This is a genomic window from Arthrobacter sp. Y3221159, from assembly GCF_059089885.1.
Map to the genome: position 1 here is coordinate 1 of NZ_JBNHFC010000003.1, position 15,246 is coordinate 15,246.

Below are 15,246 nucleotides of genomic sequence, written 5' to 3' on the forward strand. Positions count from 1 at the left end.
GCTCGTTTCCCTCGCGGGAGTATTTGAGACCTCCCCCGATGGGGGCGCTATCGGCATGGCCGGTTTTGTCGGCTTCCTGCTCTTCCTGGTCTGGGTCCTGGCCGCGAGTGTCGTGCTGCTGCTCCGGCCCGGCCAGAATCCCACCGGCACTTAAGGGAGCAAAGGAAACCGACCGCGGTCATTCACGGGAACAGGCGCAACACATTTCCAAGTGCGACGCCTGCACCTCATTGAGTTACCTGCACTCTGCAGGATCCGGAATCCGTGGCTCCTAGTCGTTGCGCATCAAGCTGACCCTAGATGCCGGCGAAGAACTCACGCGCGTCAGCAAGGACATTAGCGAACTCCTCAACACCTCTATTGACTGTGGACGACCCCCACGATATACCTCAACTAAGTCCAGCAGCAGGCGCAGCATCAGTTCAGCCGGAGACCGCTGTGACAGCCCCCAATTCCCCCAGTGCCCAGCATAATTCTGCCCGCGAAGAGCAGGCGCGGGCCTCACCAACGCACCTTGAACTCCGAGGTTCAGCCTGGGCTAACGCCCAGTTCCAATGACCCGTACCTTCCGGGCGAACCGCCGAACCCTTCAGTTCCAGGAGAAGTGCCGCAGTGGACACGCTTCCAGCAGTGCTCCTTGTCATCGGTGCGGCCTTTGCCTGGATCGGCCTGACCGCTTTCGCCGCCCTCCACCTTCGCCGCAGACGGAACGGGTCAACACGGGTCGCCTCGGCCGCGGGAGGGATGGGCCACCGCGTGAAGCCATGGCGCGCCCGACTTCACCGAAACCGCGCCACCGCGCGCCCTCGGACGCTGCGGCTCCGACGAGGACGCGGCAGCGGCACCACACACCACTCCGGATAACCCTTAGGAGCAATCGTTGAATGCCGAAACGATCTTCGGATTCAGCCTCGGATACCTTGCCGCCCTTGTCGGCATCTTCCTCCTCTACCTGCCGTATCTGATCCTTTTCGTGCTGCTGCTGATAGCGGCCGGGATCCTGTATCTGCTGCTGTTGCCTTTTGCCCTGTTGTTAAGGAAGCTGCGGCGAAGCAGGCCTCGGCCAGCCCAGGACAGCTCATGGATCCTGGCCCCGCGGGACAGGCAGACCACTGACCAGATCCTGCTGCCCCAGCGACACACTGCGGCACCACAGTGAGGGGTCTCCCCGCGGGTAGCAGTTGGTTGACTACTACATGGCCTATTCGCCAGGAGTCTTCGCCGCCCGTCGCACGCCCGCAGGTCCGTGCGCCGAGCACGCCGTCACCCTGACGTGAGGACCGTTCTTCCCGGGGGTGTGCTGAACATGGAGCTCCGGGAATGACGGAGGCGGCTCGCCACAAACAGGAATGACTTGCGGCGAGTCGTTGAAAAATATCAGTCCTGTTCAAGGTAGTCACGCAGGCCGGGGTAGCTGCTGTTGGCGGCCAGGACCCGTTCCAGATCCTCGTGCGCCATTGCCACCTTGCCGGCCCGCAGATAGGTGAGGCCCCGTTCTACCAGGCCGCGTTGACCGAATTCGGTGTTGGGGTCAAGGAACTCGAGGGCCTGGTCAAAGGCTTCCCCTGATGCTTCCAGTAAGCCTTCCTCGCGCAAAGCGATGCCGCGCTGAAGGAGGAGAAAAATGGAGGCTTCATCTTCGATTTTCAGGTTGTCAGTCAGGTCCGCCACATCCGCCCAGCGCCCCTCGCTGAGGTAGAACTCCGCCAGCGATACAGCAGTGATTGTGGTCGGCGGGAGCTGCTCCAGCAGCTGCTCGGCTGCTTCCACCTGCCCGTCGAGCTGGTAAAGCTCTGCCAGCAGAAGATGGATGTAGTCCCGGTTCAGGGGCAGCTGGACGTCAACCCCGTACGCGATGGAGAGGGCGTAACCCGTCTTCGGCAGATACGTCTGAGCGAAATGATCGTGCAGCGGATCATACCCACTCGTCGATAGCCAGTTCAGGGCATCGATGGCCCGTCGGCGGTTCCCGCAGGGAATTGCCTGCCAGAGGACCTCGAACAGGAGCGCAAGCGGCTTGGCTTCTTCGAACTCGTCACCCACCCGGTGAAGATCAGAGACATCGGGAGCCTCGACCAGAACCTTGTGCAGCTCCTTCTCCCATTTCGGAGCCAACATGCCCGGTCGGGCACTCAGCGCCGCCCCAGGTACGGTGTCCGCTCCGGCCGCTGCAGTCATCGCCGCCCACTTGGCCCAGCCCACCTCCTCCCCCGGGGTCGACCAGCTCCTGTAAGGCCCGTCCGGGACGGGTGTGTTCAAACCTTCCGCGTAATCGACTCTTCTGGCGGTGACGGTGAGCCGCACACCGGGCAATGCCTTGACTGATGGTCCTGCTACAAACCCCATTGGGGCCACCTCTCTTCATTGAGACGTGTACGGGTCCGTCGGCGGATGCCAGCTGTGCCCGGGCGAACCCTACAACCGGCTTCCGATCCACGGGGCGGTACTGCAAAGGATGCTTTCCGTGTCAGATGGATTTTTCGGCGAGACCAGGCATCCAACATATGCTGCTGAAGAGACCTTGGCTATAGCAGAAAGGTGGCGAGCGGAACGCCGACGCCGCCCGGTGGAGGCAGCGCCCGGGAGACGTGGCCGCCTACCTGGCGGCCGGCAACGATTGGCCCCGCCACCAGAAAACCGACAACCAGGAAGAACGCACTCTGGGCGTCTGGCTGCACACCCAGCGGATCGACCCCCGGGCCGGCAGACTCGCAGCTGCCAAGGAAGCGCAGCTGAACGAGGTCACCCCGGACAGCCCCTTGTCTTGGGGGTTTCCGGGGTTTTTCGCTGGCTAAGCGGCAAACGCCAGCCATCGCCGGCGGGCGTATTAGCCTCCCCTCACTACAAGCCGAGCAGGTCAGCGGAAGACGGCCCCTGACTTCCAGGACGATCATGATTCCTGCTCCCCCAAGGCCCTCCTCATCACTACGCGAGGCCATGCAGCCAGGCCGTCCGCAGCTTCCGCCAAAACCAACCGTCGGATTCCCGCTGGCCACAGCCGCTGGGGCACGACGGCGAAGCCCAGCCGCTCGTAGTAGGGCCGGTTCCAGGGGACGTCCCGGAACGTTGTCAGGGTCAGCGCCGTGAACCCTTGCCCGGCCGCCCAGGAGGCAACTTCATCGATCAGGGCCCTGCCGATGCCCAAGCGAGCATGCTGGGGGTGCACCGTCACCTGGGCGATGTGGACATTGCCGTCAACCTGGTCGACCAGGATGTAGGCGACAGCCTTCTGCTCCCCAGCTGTGCTGACCCAGCAAGTCCCGGAAGATATATAGCGGCTGAGCTCCTGAACGCTGGGCGGAGGATCCTCCGCCACCGCGTGCATTCCGAGGATGCGGAAGGCCTCGCCCGCGGCGGTCTCGATATCCCGCAGGCGCCCAGCGTCCTCCAGGCGCGCCTTTCTGATCACCATTCCAGTCAAGCACGCCGCAGCCGCCGGTGGGTCAGCGGTTCAGCCCCTTCCTGCAACAGTGGGCACGTATTGGCCCGCCCTGAATCAGGTACTGGATACTCGGGCGCCAGCCGGGTGCGCGCACCTAAAGTGTTGGCAGGAGCCGGCGACGAGGGCTTACGTCTGAGACCGCGTACGCCTCCCCCAGCCGTCGCCGGCTCCTCCACCCCTTCTTCTCCCCGGGTCTGAGAGCGGCTCCCCCCATTTGTGTCCGGACTGCCGGTATCCCCCGCCTATGATGGCGGACATGGATGAGCAGGCCCTGGCGGACATCGCGAACGAGCTCTACGCCGTGCCGCTCGAGGATTTCGTGGCGGCACGCACGGCCGCGGCAAAGGAGGCTGCCGGGACGGACAAGGAGCTCGCTGCGGCGGTCAAGGGACTGCCCAAGCCCTCCGCGGCTGCCTGGGCGGTCAACATGCTCGCCCTGCACGAGCCGGGCGTCCTGGCGGGACTGGCCGAACTCGGTTCCCGGATGCGGGACGCGCAGGCGTCGCTCGACGCACCGTCCCTCCGGGAACTGGGACGCGAACGCCGCACCATGCTGGCCTCCGCCGTCGACACTGCCCGGTCCGTCGTCCAGCAGCAGGGCCGCGCCATCAGCGACACCATTGCCGCCGACGTGGAGGAAACGCTCCGTGCCCTCACGGCGGACGAAGGCGCAGCGGAGGCCGTCCGCAGCGGGCGGCTCCTGAAGACCCTCTCGGCGGACGGGGTCAGCGCCGCGGAGCTGGAGGGAACAGTGGCGGTTCCCGGCGCCCTGCCTGCACCTTCGGCTTCCGCAGCCCGCAAGCCGCCATTGGCGTCCGTACCGGCCAGGAAGGAACGTACGACGCCGGAACGCAGCTCGCGGACAAAGGCCACCAAACCCCGGCTTGAGGCGGTCCGCCAGACTCCCCGGCCCGCCTCGCCGCCCGCGCTGGAAAAGGCAAAGGCAGCCCTGGCCGAAGCGCAGGCGGAAGAAGCGAGGACGAGCGGCCTGGCGGAGGAGCTGCAGGAGCAGGTGGAGGAGACCCGTTCCGAAATAGACGCCCTGGTTCAGGAGGCCGCCGAACTCCGCGACAGGCTGAAGGCTGCGGAGGAGCAACTGGACCGTGCCCGCAAGCAGCTTGCGGCCACCGCAGCGGAGGCCAAACAGGCCTTGCGGGAGGCGGACAAGGCAGGCCGGACCGTGATGCTCGCCCGGGAACGTGTCCTCCGGCTGAGCAGCTAAGAGGCGTCGCCGCGGGATTCCTTGTCCCGTCAGGGGCCATCGGAATCGTCATTGCGGTCCTGGCCTTCATGCTGCCCGGGAAGCGGGAGTTGGCAGCCGCAGGTACTTGCAGGGACGCGTACATGCGTGAAGCAGGATCGCAGCCTGCCGGCTGGGGCCCGCCTCGGGGCAGGTGCACCCCGCTGACGGAATCGCGTACTGATTACTCGGGTGCCGGACGCGCCTGGACCGTAACGTAGTGGCTGGAGCCGGCGACGAGGGCGTCCGTCTGAGACCGCGGACGCCTCCCCCAGCCGCCGCCGGCTCCTCCACTGCTGGCAGGCGAAGCGCCGAGAGCTGGTCTGGTGATAGTTTCCCGGCCGGAGTCATCCTTATTGTCGGAAGCGAGTCGGGTCGACGGCGGGACCTGGCACGGTTTGTGCGGAGCCCCCGCAGCAACTGCCGCACCGGCCGCCTGTTCGGGAGCAGACATGCATCGTCCGGGAACACAGCCAAACCCCTCTGTACTGCTGGCGAGACCCGGGGGCGCGCCCTCCTCCGCCCCTGTCCCGGGCCAGCATCCGCTGCGTCTGGAATCCCTGGGGGACGCACTGCTCTACCTGCCACCAGGACTGGAGGCCGGCGTGCCGGCCCCACTTATTCTTTTGCTGCACGGCGCGGGAGGGAATGCGGCAGGAGGACTTGCCCTGCTTTCATCATTTGCCGAGACGCACAGGATGATCATGGCCGCGCCCTCCTCGCAGGGATCCACCTGGGACGGCATCCGAGGCGGCTTCGGGCCTGACGTGCAACTGATCAACCAGACATTGGAGCGGCTCTTCCACATGGCCTTCGTGGACCAAAGCCGCATAGCTGTCGGGGGCTTCTCGGACGGCGCCTCGTATGCGCTGGGTTTGGGCCTTGCAAACGGGAACCTGTTTTCCGCCATCATCGCCTTTTCCCCCGGTTTTATCCCTCCCACACCCCGGGTCGGCCAGCCCCGTATTTTCATTTCCCATGGAGAGACCGACAGCGTCCTGCCTATCAACCGCACCAGCCGCAGTGTGGTGCCCCTTCTTAAGCGTGAGGGCTACGACGTGACCTACAGGGAATTCCCCGGCCCGCATACGGTGCCAGCCCCCATCGCCGAGGAAGCAATCACCTGGCTGGGCTGGCAACCGGGAACCAGGAGCGCCTCAGGCGGAGTCTCCTGAGGCGGCAACCCTGAGGAGACTATTCAGGCCTTTCGAACACTTAGGCCCTACGTCTCAAAGCAACACGCGGGGCTGGTTCCGGAGATTGTCAGACCCCGGTTGCAGACTGGATTTATGGAAAACCACACCGTTCAGGAATTTCACGTCACGTACTTCGACGCTGACTGCGGCCGGTCGCGGGCCGAAATCTTCGACACCCTGGCCGAGGCCCAGCGCTTCGCCAACAAGTACTGCAGCAGTGAAGACGGCTGGGCCGTGATTGACGAGGTCACGGTCGAGCAGGTCCGCCTCGCCGCCTGATTCCGCATCCGCCTTAAAGCAGGAACCCGCGCTGCCCTGCAAAACCAGGGCAACGCGGGTCCGGTACCGCCATTAAGCGGTCAGGTCCGGCTTAGGCGAAGTCGGAGACTGCCGGGTCCGGCCCGATCCGGCCTTCGCCGGAGGCGGTGCGGTCCAGGGCATTGATGGCCTCGACATCCTCCGCGTCCAGGGAAACCTCGAGCGCGGCGAAGTTCTCGCGGATCCGGGATTCCGTGACGGACTTGGGAATCACCACGTTGCCGATGGCGAGGTGCCAGGCGATGACGACCTGCGCGGGGGTTGCCTGGCGCTTGGCAGCGATGGCCGCAACGGTTGCATCCTCAAGCAGCTCGCCGCCCTGGCCCAGTGGAGACCAGGCCTGGGTCAGGATGCCCTTGGACGCGCCAAACTCGCGCAGCTCACGCTGGCTGAAGTAGGGGTGGAGCTCGATCTGGTGGATGGCAGGGACCGCACCGGTCTCGTCAATCAGCCGCTGCAGGCCTTCCATCGTGAAGTTGGAAACGCCGATGGACTTTACGCGGCCGCGCTTCTGGAGCTCGATCAGCGCCTTCCAGGTTTCCACGTACTTATCCTGCTTGGGCTGCATCCAGTGGATCAGGTACAGGTCCAGCGTCTCCAGGCCCAGCCGGTCCATCGACTCTTCGAAGGCTGCCAGCGTGGGCTCGTACCCCTGGTCCGAGTTCCACAATTTCGTGGTGATGAAGATCTGGTCGGGGGACAGTCCGGAGCTGGCGATAGCGCGCCCCACGCCTGCCTCGTTGCCGTAGACCTTTGCGGTGTCAATGTGGCGGAAGCCGGCCTCAAATGCCTGGCGGACTACCTTCTCCGCCACGCCGTCCTCAACCTGCCACACGCCGTAGCCAAGCTGGGGGATCGTGTTTCCGTCATTGAAAGTCAAGGTAGGTGAAAGAGTCATTCATTCATCCTGCCAAACGCGCCCGGCCTCCAGCCCGTTTTGGGCCGGACTAAGCCACGCGCTTAACCAGGAATAATCCTGCCCCTGCAGTTAAGAGGCTGCCTCCTGGAGGTGCCGCTCGGCGTCGGCTACCTGCTGGAAGACGGCCTCGGCACGGCGCCGCACGGAGGCGGCCCCCACGGGCACAGGCCCGACGGCGAGCCGCAGCATAGCGGCCGCCTCTGCAGTGGTGGCAAGCGAGTTACCAGCCTTGGACAAGGCACGGTGCACGCCGGACAGGGCCACCGGGATGTCCAGGCCCTCGCTGGGTGAGCGCCGCTGCGCTTCCACGCAGATGGCCCGCACCCGTTCCAGGAGGGCCGCCAGCTCGTTGGCGATCTCCACCAGCTCCCCGTACAGCTGGTCGTCCTCCACGCCTTCCAGCACCTGGTGGAAGCGGTCCAGTCCCCGATGGAAGCGGTCGTGCGCGCGGCGCCACAACCCCTTCCCCAGTTCCGCATCGTCCTTGCGCCCCTGCCTGGCGGCGCTGAGAAAGCCCAAGCGCAACCTACAGGTACTGTCCGGGACCGTGGTCCGGGTCTTCGCGCTTGCCCTGCTGGGCGGGGACTCCGGGCCGCTGCCCGGCTGAGGCCCGCTGCGGCTCACCGTTTTCGCCGATCACCACGCCCGGCGCGATCATGGTCCCAGGCGGAAGCTGGCGCAGCTGCACCTGTGCCGCCGCATGCTCGCGGGCAGCATGCTGCGCCGCGATGGCGGTCTGGATGCCGTGGAACAGCCCTTCAAGCCAGCCCACCAGCTGGGCCTGCGCAATCCGGAGTTCGGCGTCAGAGGGCGTCGCCTCGTCCGTAAAGGGAAGGCTGATCCGGTCCAGTTCCTCCACGAGTTCGGGAGCCAGGCCGTCTTCGAGTTCCTTGATGGAGCGCTCGTGTATCTCGGCGAGCCTGCCGCGGGCGGCGTCGTCGAGCGGGGCGGACTTCACCTCTTCGAGCAGCTGCCGGATCATGGTGCCGATCCGCATCACCTTGGCCGGTTCGTCCACCAGGTCATGCAGATTGCTGCCCTTTTTGGTGCCGTTCGGTTGGACCGGCTGTGCCGGTACCGGCGCCTGGCTGTCATCAACGGGCGTGCCTTCTACGGGGAGGTCCTCAGCTGCCTGAGTGTCGTTCGGATCGCTCATGCGTTCATACTCTCATGAGCGATCCGCCGGGGGTCCACTCGATGAACCCACCTGACACGCTTGTACGCTGCAGGCTCAATCAGCAGCACCTGCCCTGCGGGTTTGCGTCCTGCCGGTCGGTCTTGTCGCGCCAGAACTCCCGCTCGGTAAGGGGCGGTTCCTGGTGCCCGGCGGCGCGGTGGTGTTCCAGGTATTTCGTGTACGCGTCCGCACCCAGGAGGCCGCCCAGGTAACGGGCGAACCCCCTGAAACCGCTGGACAGTGCAACCAGTCCCGCGCTCATCAGTGGTGCCCTGCCCGTTCGAACCGGAGTTCAGCCGGTACCTTTTCCCACTCGGCCAGCAGCTGCCGCTCCGCGGGAGTGGGGATAAGCCCAGCCGGAGCGAACACCCGCGACGGCCGGGCAGGGTCCTCGGTGTCCGTAACGGGTGTGCCGGCCGCGTGGTGGCGGAAAGCCCTGATGGTGGCCAGCACGGCGGTGGCAATCACGATGATGCTCAGCACCACGAAGATCACCGACAGCCAGCCCTGGATGGCAGTATTGCGGACTACAGCCTCCATGGCCGCAACGGTCTTGGCGGACCCGAACTCGGTCTTGCCTTCGGCAAGGGCTTTGCTGAATGCGGCGTTGTTGGCGAAGTAGCCCACCGCCGGCGTCGGCGAGAAGATCTTCTGGTAGCTCGCGGTGATGGTGACCACCGCAGCGAAGGCCAGCGGCAGGGCCACGATCCACAGGTACTTGAAGGTCCCGCGCTTGGCGGCGATGGCCAGGCACACGGACAGGGCAATGGCTGCCAGCAGCTGGTTGGCGATGCCGAACAGCGGGAACAGTGTGTTGATGCCACCCAGCGGGTCTGTCACGCCCATCAGCAGTACCGCACCCCAGGCGCCAACCATGATGGCGGTGCAGAGCCAGGCACCGGGCCGCCAGGAGTGCTGCTTGAACTTGGGCACGAAGTTGCCGATGGAGTCCTGCAGCATGAAGCGGGCCACGCGCGTGCCGGCGTCCACGGCCGTGAGGATGAACAGGGCTTCAAACATGATGGCGAAGTGGTACCAGAACGCCATCATGGCCGTCCCGCCGATGAACTGCTGCATAATGTGGGCCAAACCCAAGGCCAGCGTGGGCGCACCGCCGGTGCGCGAGACGATGCTTTCCTCACCCACGTTGGCCGCCGTCTGGGACAGCAGCTCCGGGCTGATGTTCACACCGGTCAGGCCAAGGCTGTTGACCCATGTGGCAGCTGTTTCCACCGTCCCGCCGGTCAGCGCCGCCGGGGAGTTCATGGCGAAGTACAGGCCGCGGTCAATGGAGATCGCGGCGACCAGGGCCATGATGGCCACGAAGGACTCCATCAGCATGCCGCCGTAGCCGATGAAGCGGGTCTGGCGTTCCTTCTCCACCAGCTTGGGGGTGGTGCCGGAGGAGATCAGGGCGTGGAAGCCTGACAACGCCCCGCAGGCGATGGTGACGAACAGGAACGGGAACAGCGCACCCGGGAACACGGGACCGTTGTCCCGGCTGGCAAACTCGCTGAACGCCGGCACGGAGATCTCCGGCCGGACCGCGATGATGGCCACCGCCAGCATCACGATCACGCCGATCTTCATGAAGGTCGACAGGTAGTCACGCGGTGCCAGGAGCAGCCACACCGGCAGGATCGCGGCGATGAAACCGTAGATGATGATGCCCCAGGCGATGGTCACCCTGTCCAGGGTGAAGATCTCGGCGCCCCAGGAGGTTTCGGCCACGATGCCGCCGCCGATGATGGCCGCCATCAGCAGCACGAACCCGATGATGGAGACCTCCATGATCTTCCCGGGCCGCAGGTAGCGGAGGTACACGCCCATGAACAAGGCGATGGGGATGGTCATGCCCACGGAGAAGACACCCCACGGGCTTTCACCCAGGGCATTGACGACGACGAGCGCCAGGATGGCAACGATGATCACCATGATCAGGAGCGTGGCAACAAGGGCCGCAGTACCGCCGACCACGCCAAGCTCCTCGCGGGCCATCTGGCCCAGCGAACGGCCGCCCCGGCGCATGGAAAAGAACATGACCAGGTAGTCCTGGACCGCGCCGGCAAGCACGACGCCGATAATGATCCAGATGGTGCCCGGCAGGTAGCCCATCTGGGCCGCCAGCACGGGACCTACCAGCGGGCCTGCACCGGCGATTGCTGCGAAGTGGTGGCCGAACAGGACGTTGCGGTCCGTCCGGACATAGTCCTTGCCGTCCGCCTTGTACTCGGCAGGGGTGGCCCTGCGGTCATCCGGCCTGGTGATGTAGCGTTCGATCACCTTGGAATAGAAGCGGTAGGCAATCAGGTACGTGCAGACCGAAGCGAAGACGAACCAGATGGCGTTGACCGTTTCCCCGCGGATGATCGCGAGCATGAACCACGCCACACCGCCCAGCAGGGCAATCGCGGCCCACAGCGCAATCTTCCGCGGCGTCCACTTCCGTTCTTCCGCCTCGCGGACATTCTCGTCCACGGCAACGGCGGGAAGGGCGGTGTCCGTGGAGACCGTGCCCTCCCTCCGCGCCGAACCATTCCGGTTGTCAGGCGTTTCGGCCATGTCTCCTCCTTGAGATGGGTGCGAGCCTCCACTTACTAAGGCACCTTATCAATGCCGCTCGGTGATGGGGATGGGTTTCGCCCACCCGGGCATGACGGTGCGCTGAACGGCAGCCTCCGGGCGCCGAACGTTGGACCTCCGCCGTTTCCTGCCGGCTACGCCCCCAATCCCCGCCGTGACGCCGGAAGGGCCGCCCGGGTGAACAGCCATGCCAGTGCCGAGCCCATTGCGGGAACGGCGAGCATCAGTGCCACCAGCTGAAGCCACGGGACCTCCACCGCTGTCCGCATCTCCGTGGAGGCTGCGATGAGCACGGCAGGAACGGCCCCCGCAATGGTTCCGAGCGCGGCGCCCAGGCCGGAGGTGAAAAGTGCCTGCGCCGCCGCGAGCGCCTTACGGAGACGGGGCGAGGCTCCGACGCCGGCCAGGGTCACGTGGTCATTGCGAGCGTCAGCCAGTGCCAGGCCGGTGGTGATGCCGGCTGCACTCAGCGTGATCAACGCGCTGGCCGCAACGATCAGCCAGAACATCCACTGGTTGTCCCGGGAGACCCCCGGTTCCACCCAGAACCCGGCCCCCGGCTGTTGATAGACACCTGCCACTGCCGCCGCCGCCGCATCCGTCTCGGCCGCTGACGGGCGCCGGTCCAGCTGGACCAGGAGCTCAGCAGGTTCCGCACGGAGGTCCAGGCGTTCAGCGGTCTGCGGGGATACGACGCCGTAGTAGGGCACCGCTTCCAGTGGTTCGACCGCAATGGCGGGCAAGGCGGTGCTGGTGACCGTTTCGTGGACCATGGAGCCGTCCGACGGCGACCGCAGCTGCGTGCGGACGTCCTGTCCCAGCAGCGTAGTTTTCCCCTCCAGCACGAAGACCGGGTTGGTCACCACCATGCCGCCGGCATCCAGCACGTCGAGGGCTTCTGCCCCCGCATCCGTGCCCAGCAACAACCGGATCTCCTCTTCGCCTCCCACCACAATGCCCCGCGGCGAAACGGATTCACGGATCATCGACCCGCGGCAGCGCCAGTCTCTCGGGTCCACCATCCTTCGCTGCGGCGTCACCGGACACTGATGCTCCGCCGGCACCGCAAGGGAATACATCATGCAGTTCGAATCCTCAGTCCGGACGGGAACCGACATATCCACGTCAGGGCCAAAGTCGCAGTCAATCGATCCCGGCGCAGTGATGGTTTTCGTCCAGGCAACAGCGTCCACCGCCTGCCCGACCCGGGAGGAAAGTTCAGCCGGATCCACTGCAACCGAGGGTTGCCTGCCGCCGTCGGCAAGGAACGGGGCGTCCACCTCCAGGGGCAGGCGGACCTGGTTTTCCAGCGCGCTCCACCAGTGGTTTTCCCGCATCGCCGCCTGCTGGCTGGCGGCCAGTACCAGGCCGGCGCTTGCCAGCGTTGCGGCAGCAAGCACCGCGGCCACCGCCGAAACGGTCCGGCCACGGTTCCGGGCGGAGTCGCGGGCGGCCATCCTCAGGGGCAGGGAAAGCCAGTGTGTCCGCGAGGTCAGCAGGCCAACCAGCCAACCGGTCAGCAGCACGAGTCCCGCAACAGCCAGCACCGCTCCGCCAATCAGCAGCCCGGCCACCAAGGGCAGTTGCTCCGCCTGGCGGTCAGGGTCCTTCACGGACTGCCCCAGCAGCCAGCCGGTAGTCAGCAGCCCCGCCGCCGCAGCCAGGAGCACGGCGCCCACGATGCTGGACCGCCTTCCGTTTCCGGCGGGAGCGCGGCCGGCTTTGAGGGCGCCGACCAGCGCCTGGCGGGCAACCAGGTTGGCCGGGGCCAGTGCCGCAAGGATGCACGCGGAAAGCCCCATAGCCATTGCAACGGACGTCAGCAAGGGGTCCGCATGCACTCCTGCCAGCCGGGGCGAGCCTGCGGCCCGCACCCAAAGCACGGCTGCAGCAGCGCCGCCGAATCCCAGGGCGGCTCCGGTCACAACAGCAATGGAACCCAGCCACAGGCCTCCCGCCGTGACCACCGAACGGACTGTGGGAGCTTCCGCGCCGGAGGCGGCCAGCAGCGCCAACTCCCTCACCTGCCTCTTGGCTCCCACGGCGAAGGCAGCGCCGGCGAGCAGCCCCACTTCCAACATGGCCAGGGCTCCCAGGAGGCCGAAGGTGCCGTAGACAGTCCAGGTCTGAGCGGACGTGTCCCATGCCTGGGCGCCCGGGACCACCCGCTGCTCCTGCGGCGGCGGGTCCAGCACAACGCTGCGCGAGAGCACCCCGACGCCCCGGCTGTTGGCCTCCCGGACCTGCTGCCAGCCGATCGGTTCCTGCCCCACCAGGTAGTAGGACACGGAGTGGGTCCGTTCGTCCGTGAGGACCGTTTCCGCCACCTGCCCGGACCGGACATAGAGGAAACTGTTGTTGTCGGAGGCGTCCGCGTCACGGAGGGTGCCCACCGGCACGAACGTTCCTGCCGACGTCGTAAATTCCTCGCCGAAGTCCAGGCCGAACCGTGCCAGCAGTCCGCGCGAGACGAGGACTTCCCTGGGGGATTCCGGAGCCCGGCCGTCAAGGAGCCTAAACTTGCCGGTGAAGGCGGGGTGCAGCGCGTCCACCTGGACGCCGTTCAGTGACACCAGCGCTTCCCCGACGCGCGTGGTGAGCTGCAGCTGGCGCAACGGCAGCACCTCGTAGCCTTCCGGAAGGACTTCCTCAGGGGGCGTGGCAACGAAATCAGGATCCACGTTCCCGGGACTGGAGGCCGCCACCGAATCGTTCTGCGGGTCCTGGAGCGTCTGCGCGTTCACCACCGGCAGGGCGACGAACCGGGCCTGCGTATTACCCAGCTCGAACCGGACAATCTCCTCCGGCGTCCTCAACGAGCTCTGGTACAGGGTGGCCGCGCCGGTCATTCCAGCCACTGGCAGCATGATCAGCAGGACGATCAGGAACGACCGGCGCCGGTGGCGACGGATGTCGCGGCGGGCCATCCGCAGGGCAACACGGAAACTGCTCCGGCGGCCGCGAGGAGCCGGAGTAAGGTCAAGCGGCATCAGAGGCCGGCCTGCGCCAGGAGCATGGTGGGATCGTGCATGGCGGTGGCCTGGTCCACTATCCGCCCGTCGCGGAGGAACACCACCCGATCCGCCCAGGCGGCATGCCGGGCCTCGTGTGTGACCAACATGACGGCCGCCCCTGCATCCGCCCGCGAGCGCAGCACCTCCATGACGCCCTGGCCCGTGGTCGAGTCAAGGGCGCCTGTTGGCTCGTCCGCCAGGATCAGCCGCCGCTGCCCGACCACCGCGCGCGCAATGGCCACCCGCTGCTGCTGCCCGCCGGACATCTGGTCCATGAACCGGTCCGCCAGTTCCGGTATACCCACCTGGCGGAGGGCGTCAGCCGCCTGCCGGCGGGCTTTCTTCGATGCGGTTCCGTCCAGTTCCAGCGGCAGGGCAACATTCTCCGCGGCGGTAAGGGTGGGGACGAGGTTGAAGTCCTGGAAGACGTATCCCACGGCACGCCGCCGCAGCCGGGCCAGTTCGTTCAGCCCCAGCCCAGAAAGGGGGGTTGATTCCACAAAGACACCGCCCGACGTCGGCCTATCCAGTCCGCCGGCCAGCGCAAGCAGCGATGACTTTCCGGACCCCGACGGCCCCATGACGGCCACGAACTCCCCCGCGCCGATGGTGAGGTCCACCTGCCGAAGTGCGGCGACCGCCGTCGCGCCCTCCCCGAAGGTCCTGCTGACCTTTGCAAGCTCCAGGACCTGCTGCGGCCCCCGGACGCTCACCGGCGGCTGTCCGCGTTGAGCGGGGCGGCGTCTTCCGTGACCCCGTTGGACGTCTTGCGTGCGGCAGTGGCGGCGGCCAGCTGGACCATCCTTGCCTCGCAGAGGTCCAGCCAGCGGACCTCCGCTTCCGTCTGGAAGATGAGGGAATCGAGGACCAGGAGCCAGGCCGTGTCACCACTGCGCTGGCTGCCCGCCGTATCCCGGCGGGCCTTGGTGTAATCCTGCAGGGCACGGATGGAAGCCACACGCTGGGCCTGGATGATGGCCTGGACGTCTACCCCCGGCAGCGTCACGGCAAGCGCAAGCTTGATGGCGAGTTCGTTCCGCGGCGGATTGGTGCGCACCACGGGAGCGGCGAACCAGCTCCGCACTTCCGCCTCGCCTTCGCCGGTGATGCTGTACACCACGTGTCCCTCGCCGTCGTCGCCGTCCTTCGCCACCAGGCCGTCCCGCTCCAGCCGGTCCAGGGTGGTGTAGACCTGCCCGATGTTGAGGGGCCAGGTGGACCCGGTCCGGTTCTCGAACTCGACCCTGAGCTGATAGCCGTAGCGCGGCCGGTCCTGCAGCAGGGCGAGGAGGCTGTGACGGATGGACATGCTGCTCCTTCTGGCTGGTGGCAGCGGTATGCACGAACCCCCAAGACC

The 15,246-nt window shown here is 66.3% G+C and carries 14 protein-coding genes and 1 pseudogene; 5 read left to right on the forward strand and 10 right to left on the reverse strand.

Features of this window, described 5'->3' with window-relative positions; translation table 11 throughout:
- The first annotated feature begins 880 nt into the window (after positions 1–880).
- The gene (locus tag AC5RT3_RS04115; RefSeq protein WP_494053771.1) at positions 881–1,159 is read left to right on the forward strand and encodes a hypothetical protein; all 279 of its coding nucleotides are present in this window, start codon (positions 881–883) and stop codon (positions 1,157–1,159) included.
- Between the two features lie 218 nt (positions 1,160–1,377).
- Here the strand turns inward: AC5RT3_RS04115 and AC5RT3_RS04120 are convergent, their stop codons facing one another.
- On the reverse strand, positions 1,378–2,346 hold the full coding sequence (locus AC5RT3_RS04120; RefSeq protein ID WP_494123566.1) for a tetratricopeptide repeat protein: 969 nt from the start codon (positions 2,344–2,346) through the stop codon (positions 1,378–1,380).
- Between the two features lie 227 nt (positions 2,347–2,573).
- Here AC5RT3_RS04120 and AC5RT3_RS04125 point away from each other — a divergent pair.
- A pseudogene (locus tag AC5RT3_RS04125) lies at positions 2,574–2,795 on the forward strand (hypothetical protein); the annotation flags it as partial.
- A gap of 95 nt (positions 2,796–2,890) precedes the next feature.
- On the opposite strand, the gene AC5RT3_RS04130 reads toward AC5RT3_RS04125, so the two are convergent.
- Entirely contained in the window at positions 2,891–3,412 is a 522-nt protein-coding gene (locus tag AC5RT3_RS04130; protein ID WP_494123567.1) for a GNAT family N-acetyltransferase, read from the reverse strand.
- Positions 3,413–3,698: 286 nt separating this feature from the next.
- Between AC5RT3_RS04130 and AC5RT3_RS04135 the strand changes: the two genes are divergently transcribed.
- From AC5RT3_RS04135 to AC5RT3_RS04145, 3 genes are all read left to right on the forward strand, one after another.
- Positions 3,699–4,664 (forward strand): hypothetical protein, encoded by a 966-nt coding sequence (locus tag AC5RT3_RS04135; RefSeq protein ID WP_494123568.1) that lies wholly within the window; start codon positions 3,699–3,701, stop codon positions 4,662–4,664.
- Between the two features lie 722 nt (positions 4,665–5,386).
- Positions 5,387–5,857 (forward strand): alpha/beta hydrolase, encoded by a 471-nt coding sequence (locus AC5RT3_RS04140; protein ID WP_494053777.1) that lies wholly within the window; start codon positions 5,387–5,389, stop codon positions 5,855–5,857.
- 114 nt (positions 5,858–5,971) lie between these two features.
- Positions 5,972–6,157: a hypothetical protein gene (locus AC5RT3_RS04145; RefSeq protein WP_494010737.1), complete on the forward strand. Its 186-nt coding sequence runs from the start codon at positions 5,972–5,974 to the stop codon at positions 6,155–6,157.
- A gap of 91 nt (positions 6,158–6,248) precedes the next feature.
- On the opposite strand, the gene AC5RT3_RS04150 is transcribed toward AC5RT3_RS04145, so the two are convergent.
- From AC5RT3_RS04150 to AC5RT3_RS04185, 8 genes are all read right to left on the reverse strand, one after another.
- Entirely contained in the window at positions 6,249–7,094 is an 846-nt protein-coding gene (locus tag AC5RT3_RS04150) for an aldo/keto reductase (RefSeq protein ID WP_494123569.1), read from the reverse strand.
- Positions 7,095–7,184: 90 nt separating this feature from the next.
- Positions 7,185–7,634: a hypothetical protein gene (locus tag AC5RT3_RS04155; RefSeq protein ID WP_494123570.1), complete on the reverse strand. Its 450-nt coding sequence runs from the start codon at positions 7,632–7,634 to the stop codon at positions 7,185–7,187.
- 7 nt (positions 7,635–7,641) lie between these two features.
- Entirely contained in the window at positions 7,642–8,271 is a 630-nt protein-coding gene (locus AC5RT3_RS04160; protein WP_494053779.1) for a bacterial proteasome activator family protein, read from the reverse strand.
- A 79-nt stretch (positions 8,272–8,350) separates the two neighbouring features.
- Positions 8,351–8,554 (reverse strand): YbdD/YjiX family protein, encoded by a 204-nt coding sequence (locus tag AC5RT3_RS04165; RefSeq protein WP_494053780.1) that lies wholly within the window; start codon positions 8,552–8,554, stop codon positions 8,351–8,353.
- Positions 8,554–10,854 (reverse strand): carbon starvation CstA family protein, encoded by a 2,301-nt coding sequence (locus AC5RT3_RS04170; protein ID WP_494053781.1) that lies wholly within the window; start codon positions 10,852–10,854, stop codon positions 8,554–8,556. The genes AC5RT3_RS04165 and AC5RT3_RS04170 overlap by 1 nt, the downstream gene beginning before the upstream one ends.
- A gap of 155 nt (positions 10,855–11,009) precedes the next feature.
- The gene (locus AC5RT3_RS04175; RefSeq protein ID WP_494123571.1) at positions 11,010–13,865 is read right to left on the reverse strand and encodes a hypothetical protein; all 2,856 of its coding nucleotides are present in this window, start codon (positions 13,863–13,865) and stop codon (positions 11,010–11,012) included.
- The gene (locus tag AC5RT3_RS04180; protein ID WP_494053783.1) at positions 13,865–14,602 is read right to left on the reverse strand and encodes an ABC transporter ATP-binding protein; all 738 of its coding nucleotides are present in this window, start codon (positions 14,600–14,602) and stop codon (positions 13,865–13,867) included. The genes AC5RT3_RS04175 and AC5RT3_RS04180 overlap by 1 nt, the downstream gene beginning before the upstream one ends.
- Entirely contained in the window at positions 14,599–15,198 is a 600-nt protein-coding gene (locus AC5RT3_RS04185) for a PadR family transcriptional regulator (RefSeq protein WP_494053784.1), read from the reverse strand. Before AC5RT3_RS04185 ends, AC5RT3_RS04180 begins: the two co-directional genes overlap by 4 nt.
- Between the last annotated feature and the right edge of the window lie 48 nt (positions 15,199–15,246).

What these genes read in the sequence shown, in the direction of transcription:
- AC5RT3_RS04130 (WP_494123567.1), bottom strand. Translation starts at nt 3,412, where the DNA reads ATGGTGATCAGAAAGGCGCGCCTGGAGGACGCTGGGCGCCTGCGGGAT.
- AC5RT3_RS04175 (WP_494123571.1), bottom strand. Translation starts at nt 13,865, where the DNA reads ATGCCGCTTGACCTTACTCCGGCTCCTCGCGGCCGCCGGAGCAGTTTC.
- AC5RT3_RS04165 (WP_494053780.1), bottom strand. Translation starts at nt 8,554, where the DNA reads ATGAGCGCGGGACTGGTTGCACTGTCCAGCGGTTTCAGGGGGTTCGCC.
- AC5RT3_RS04145 (WP_494010737.1), top strand. Translation starts at nt 5,972, where the DNA reads ATGGAAAACCACACCGTTCAGGAATTTCACGTCACGTACTTCGACGCT.
- AC5RT3_RS04120 (WP_494123566.1), bottom strand. Translation starts at nt 2,346, where the DNA reads ATGGGGTTTGTAGCAGGACCATCAGTCAAGGCATTGCCCGGTGTGCGG.
- AC5RT3_RS04140 (WP_494053777.1), top strand. Translation starts at nt 5,387, where the DNA reads ATGGCCGCGCCCTCCTCGCAGGGATCCACCTGGGACGGCATCCGAGGC.
- AC5RT3_RS04135 (WP_494123568.1), top strand. Translation starts at nt 3,699, where the DNA reads ATGGATGAGCAGGCCCTGGCGGACATCGCGAACGAGCTCTACGCCGTG.
- AC5RT3_RS04185 (WP_494053784.1), bottom strand. Translation starts at nt 15,198, where the DNA reads ATGTCCATCCGTCACAGCCTCCTCGCCCTGCTGCAGGACCGGCCGCGC.
- AC5RT3_RS04150 (WP_494123569.1), bottom strand. Translation starts at nt 7,094, where the DNA reads ATGACTCTTTCACCTACCTTGACTTTCAATGACGGAAACACGATCCCC.
- AC5RT3_RS04160 (WP_494053779.1), bottom strand. Translation starts at nt 8,271, where the DNA reads ATGAGCGATCCGAACGACACTCAGGCAGCTGAGGACCTCCCCGTAGAA.
- AC5RT3_RS04170 (WP_494053781.1), bottom strand. Translation starts at nt 10,854, where the DNA reads ATGGCCGAAACGCCTGACAACCGGAATGGTTCGGCGCGGAGGGAGGGC.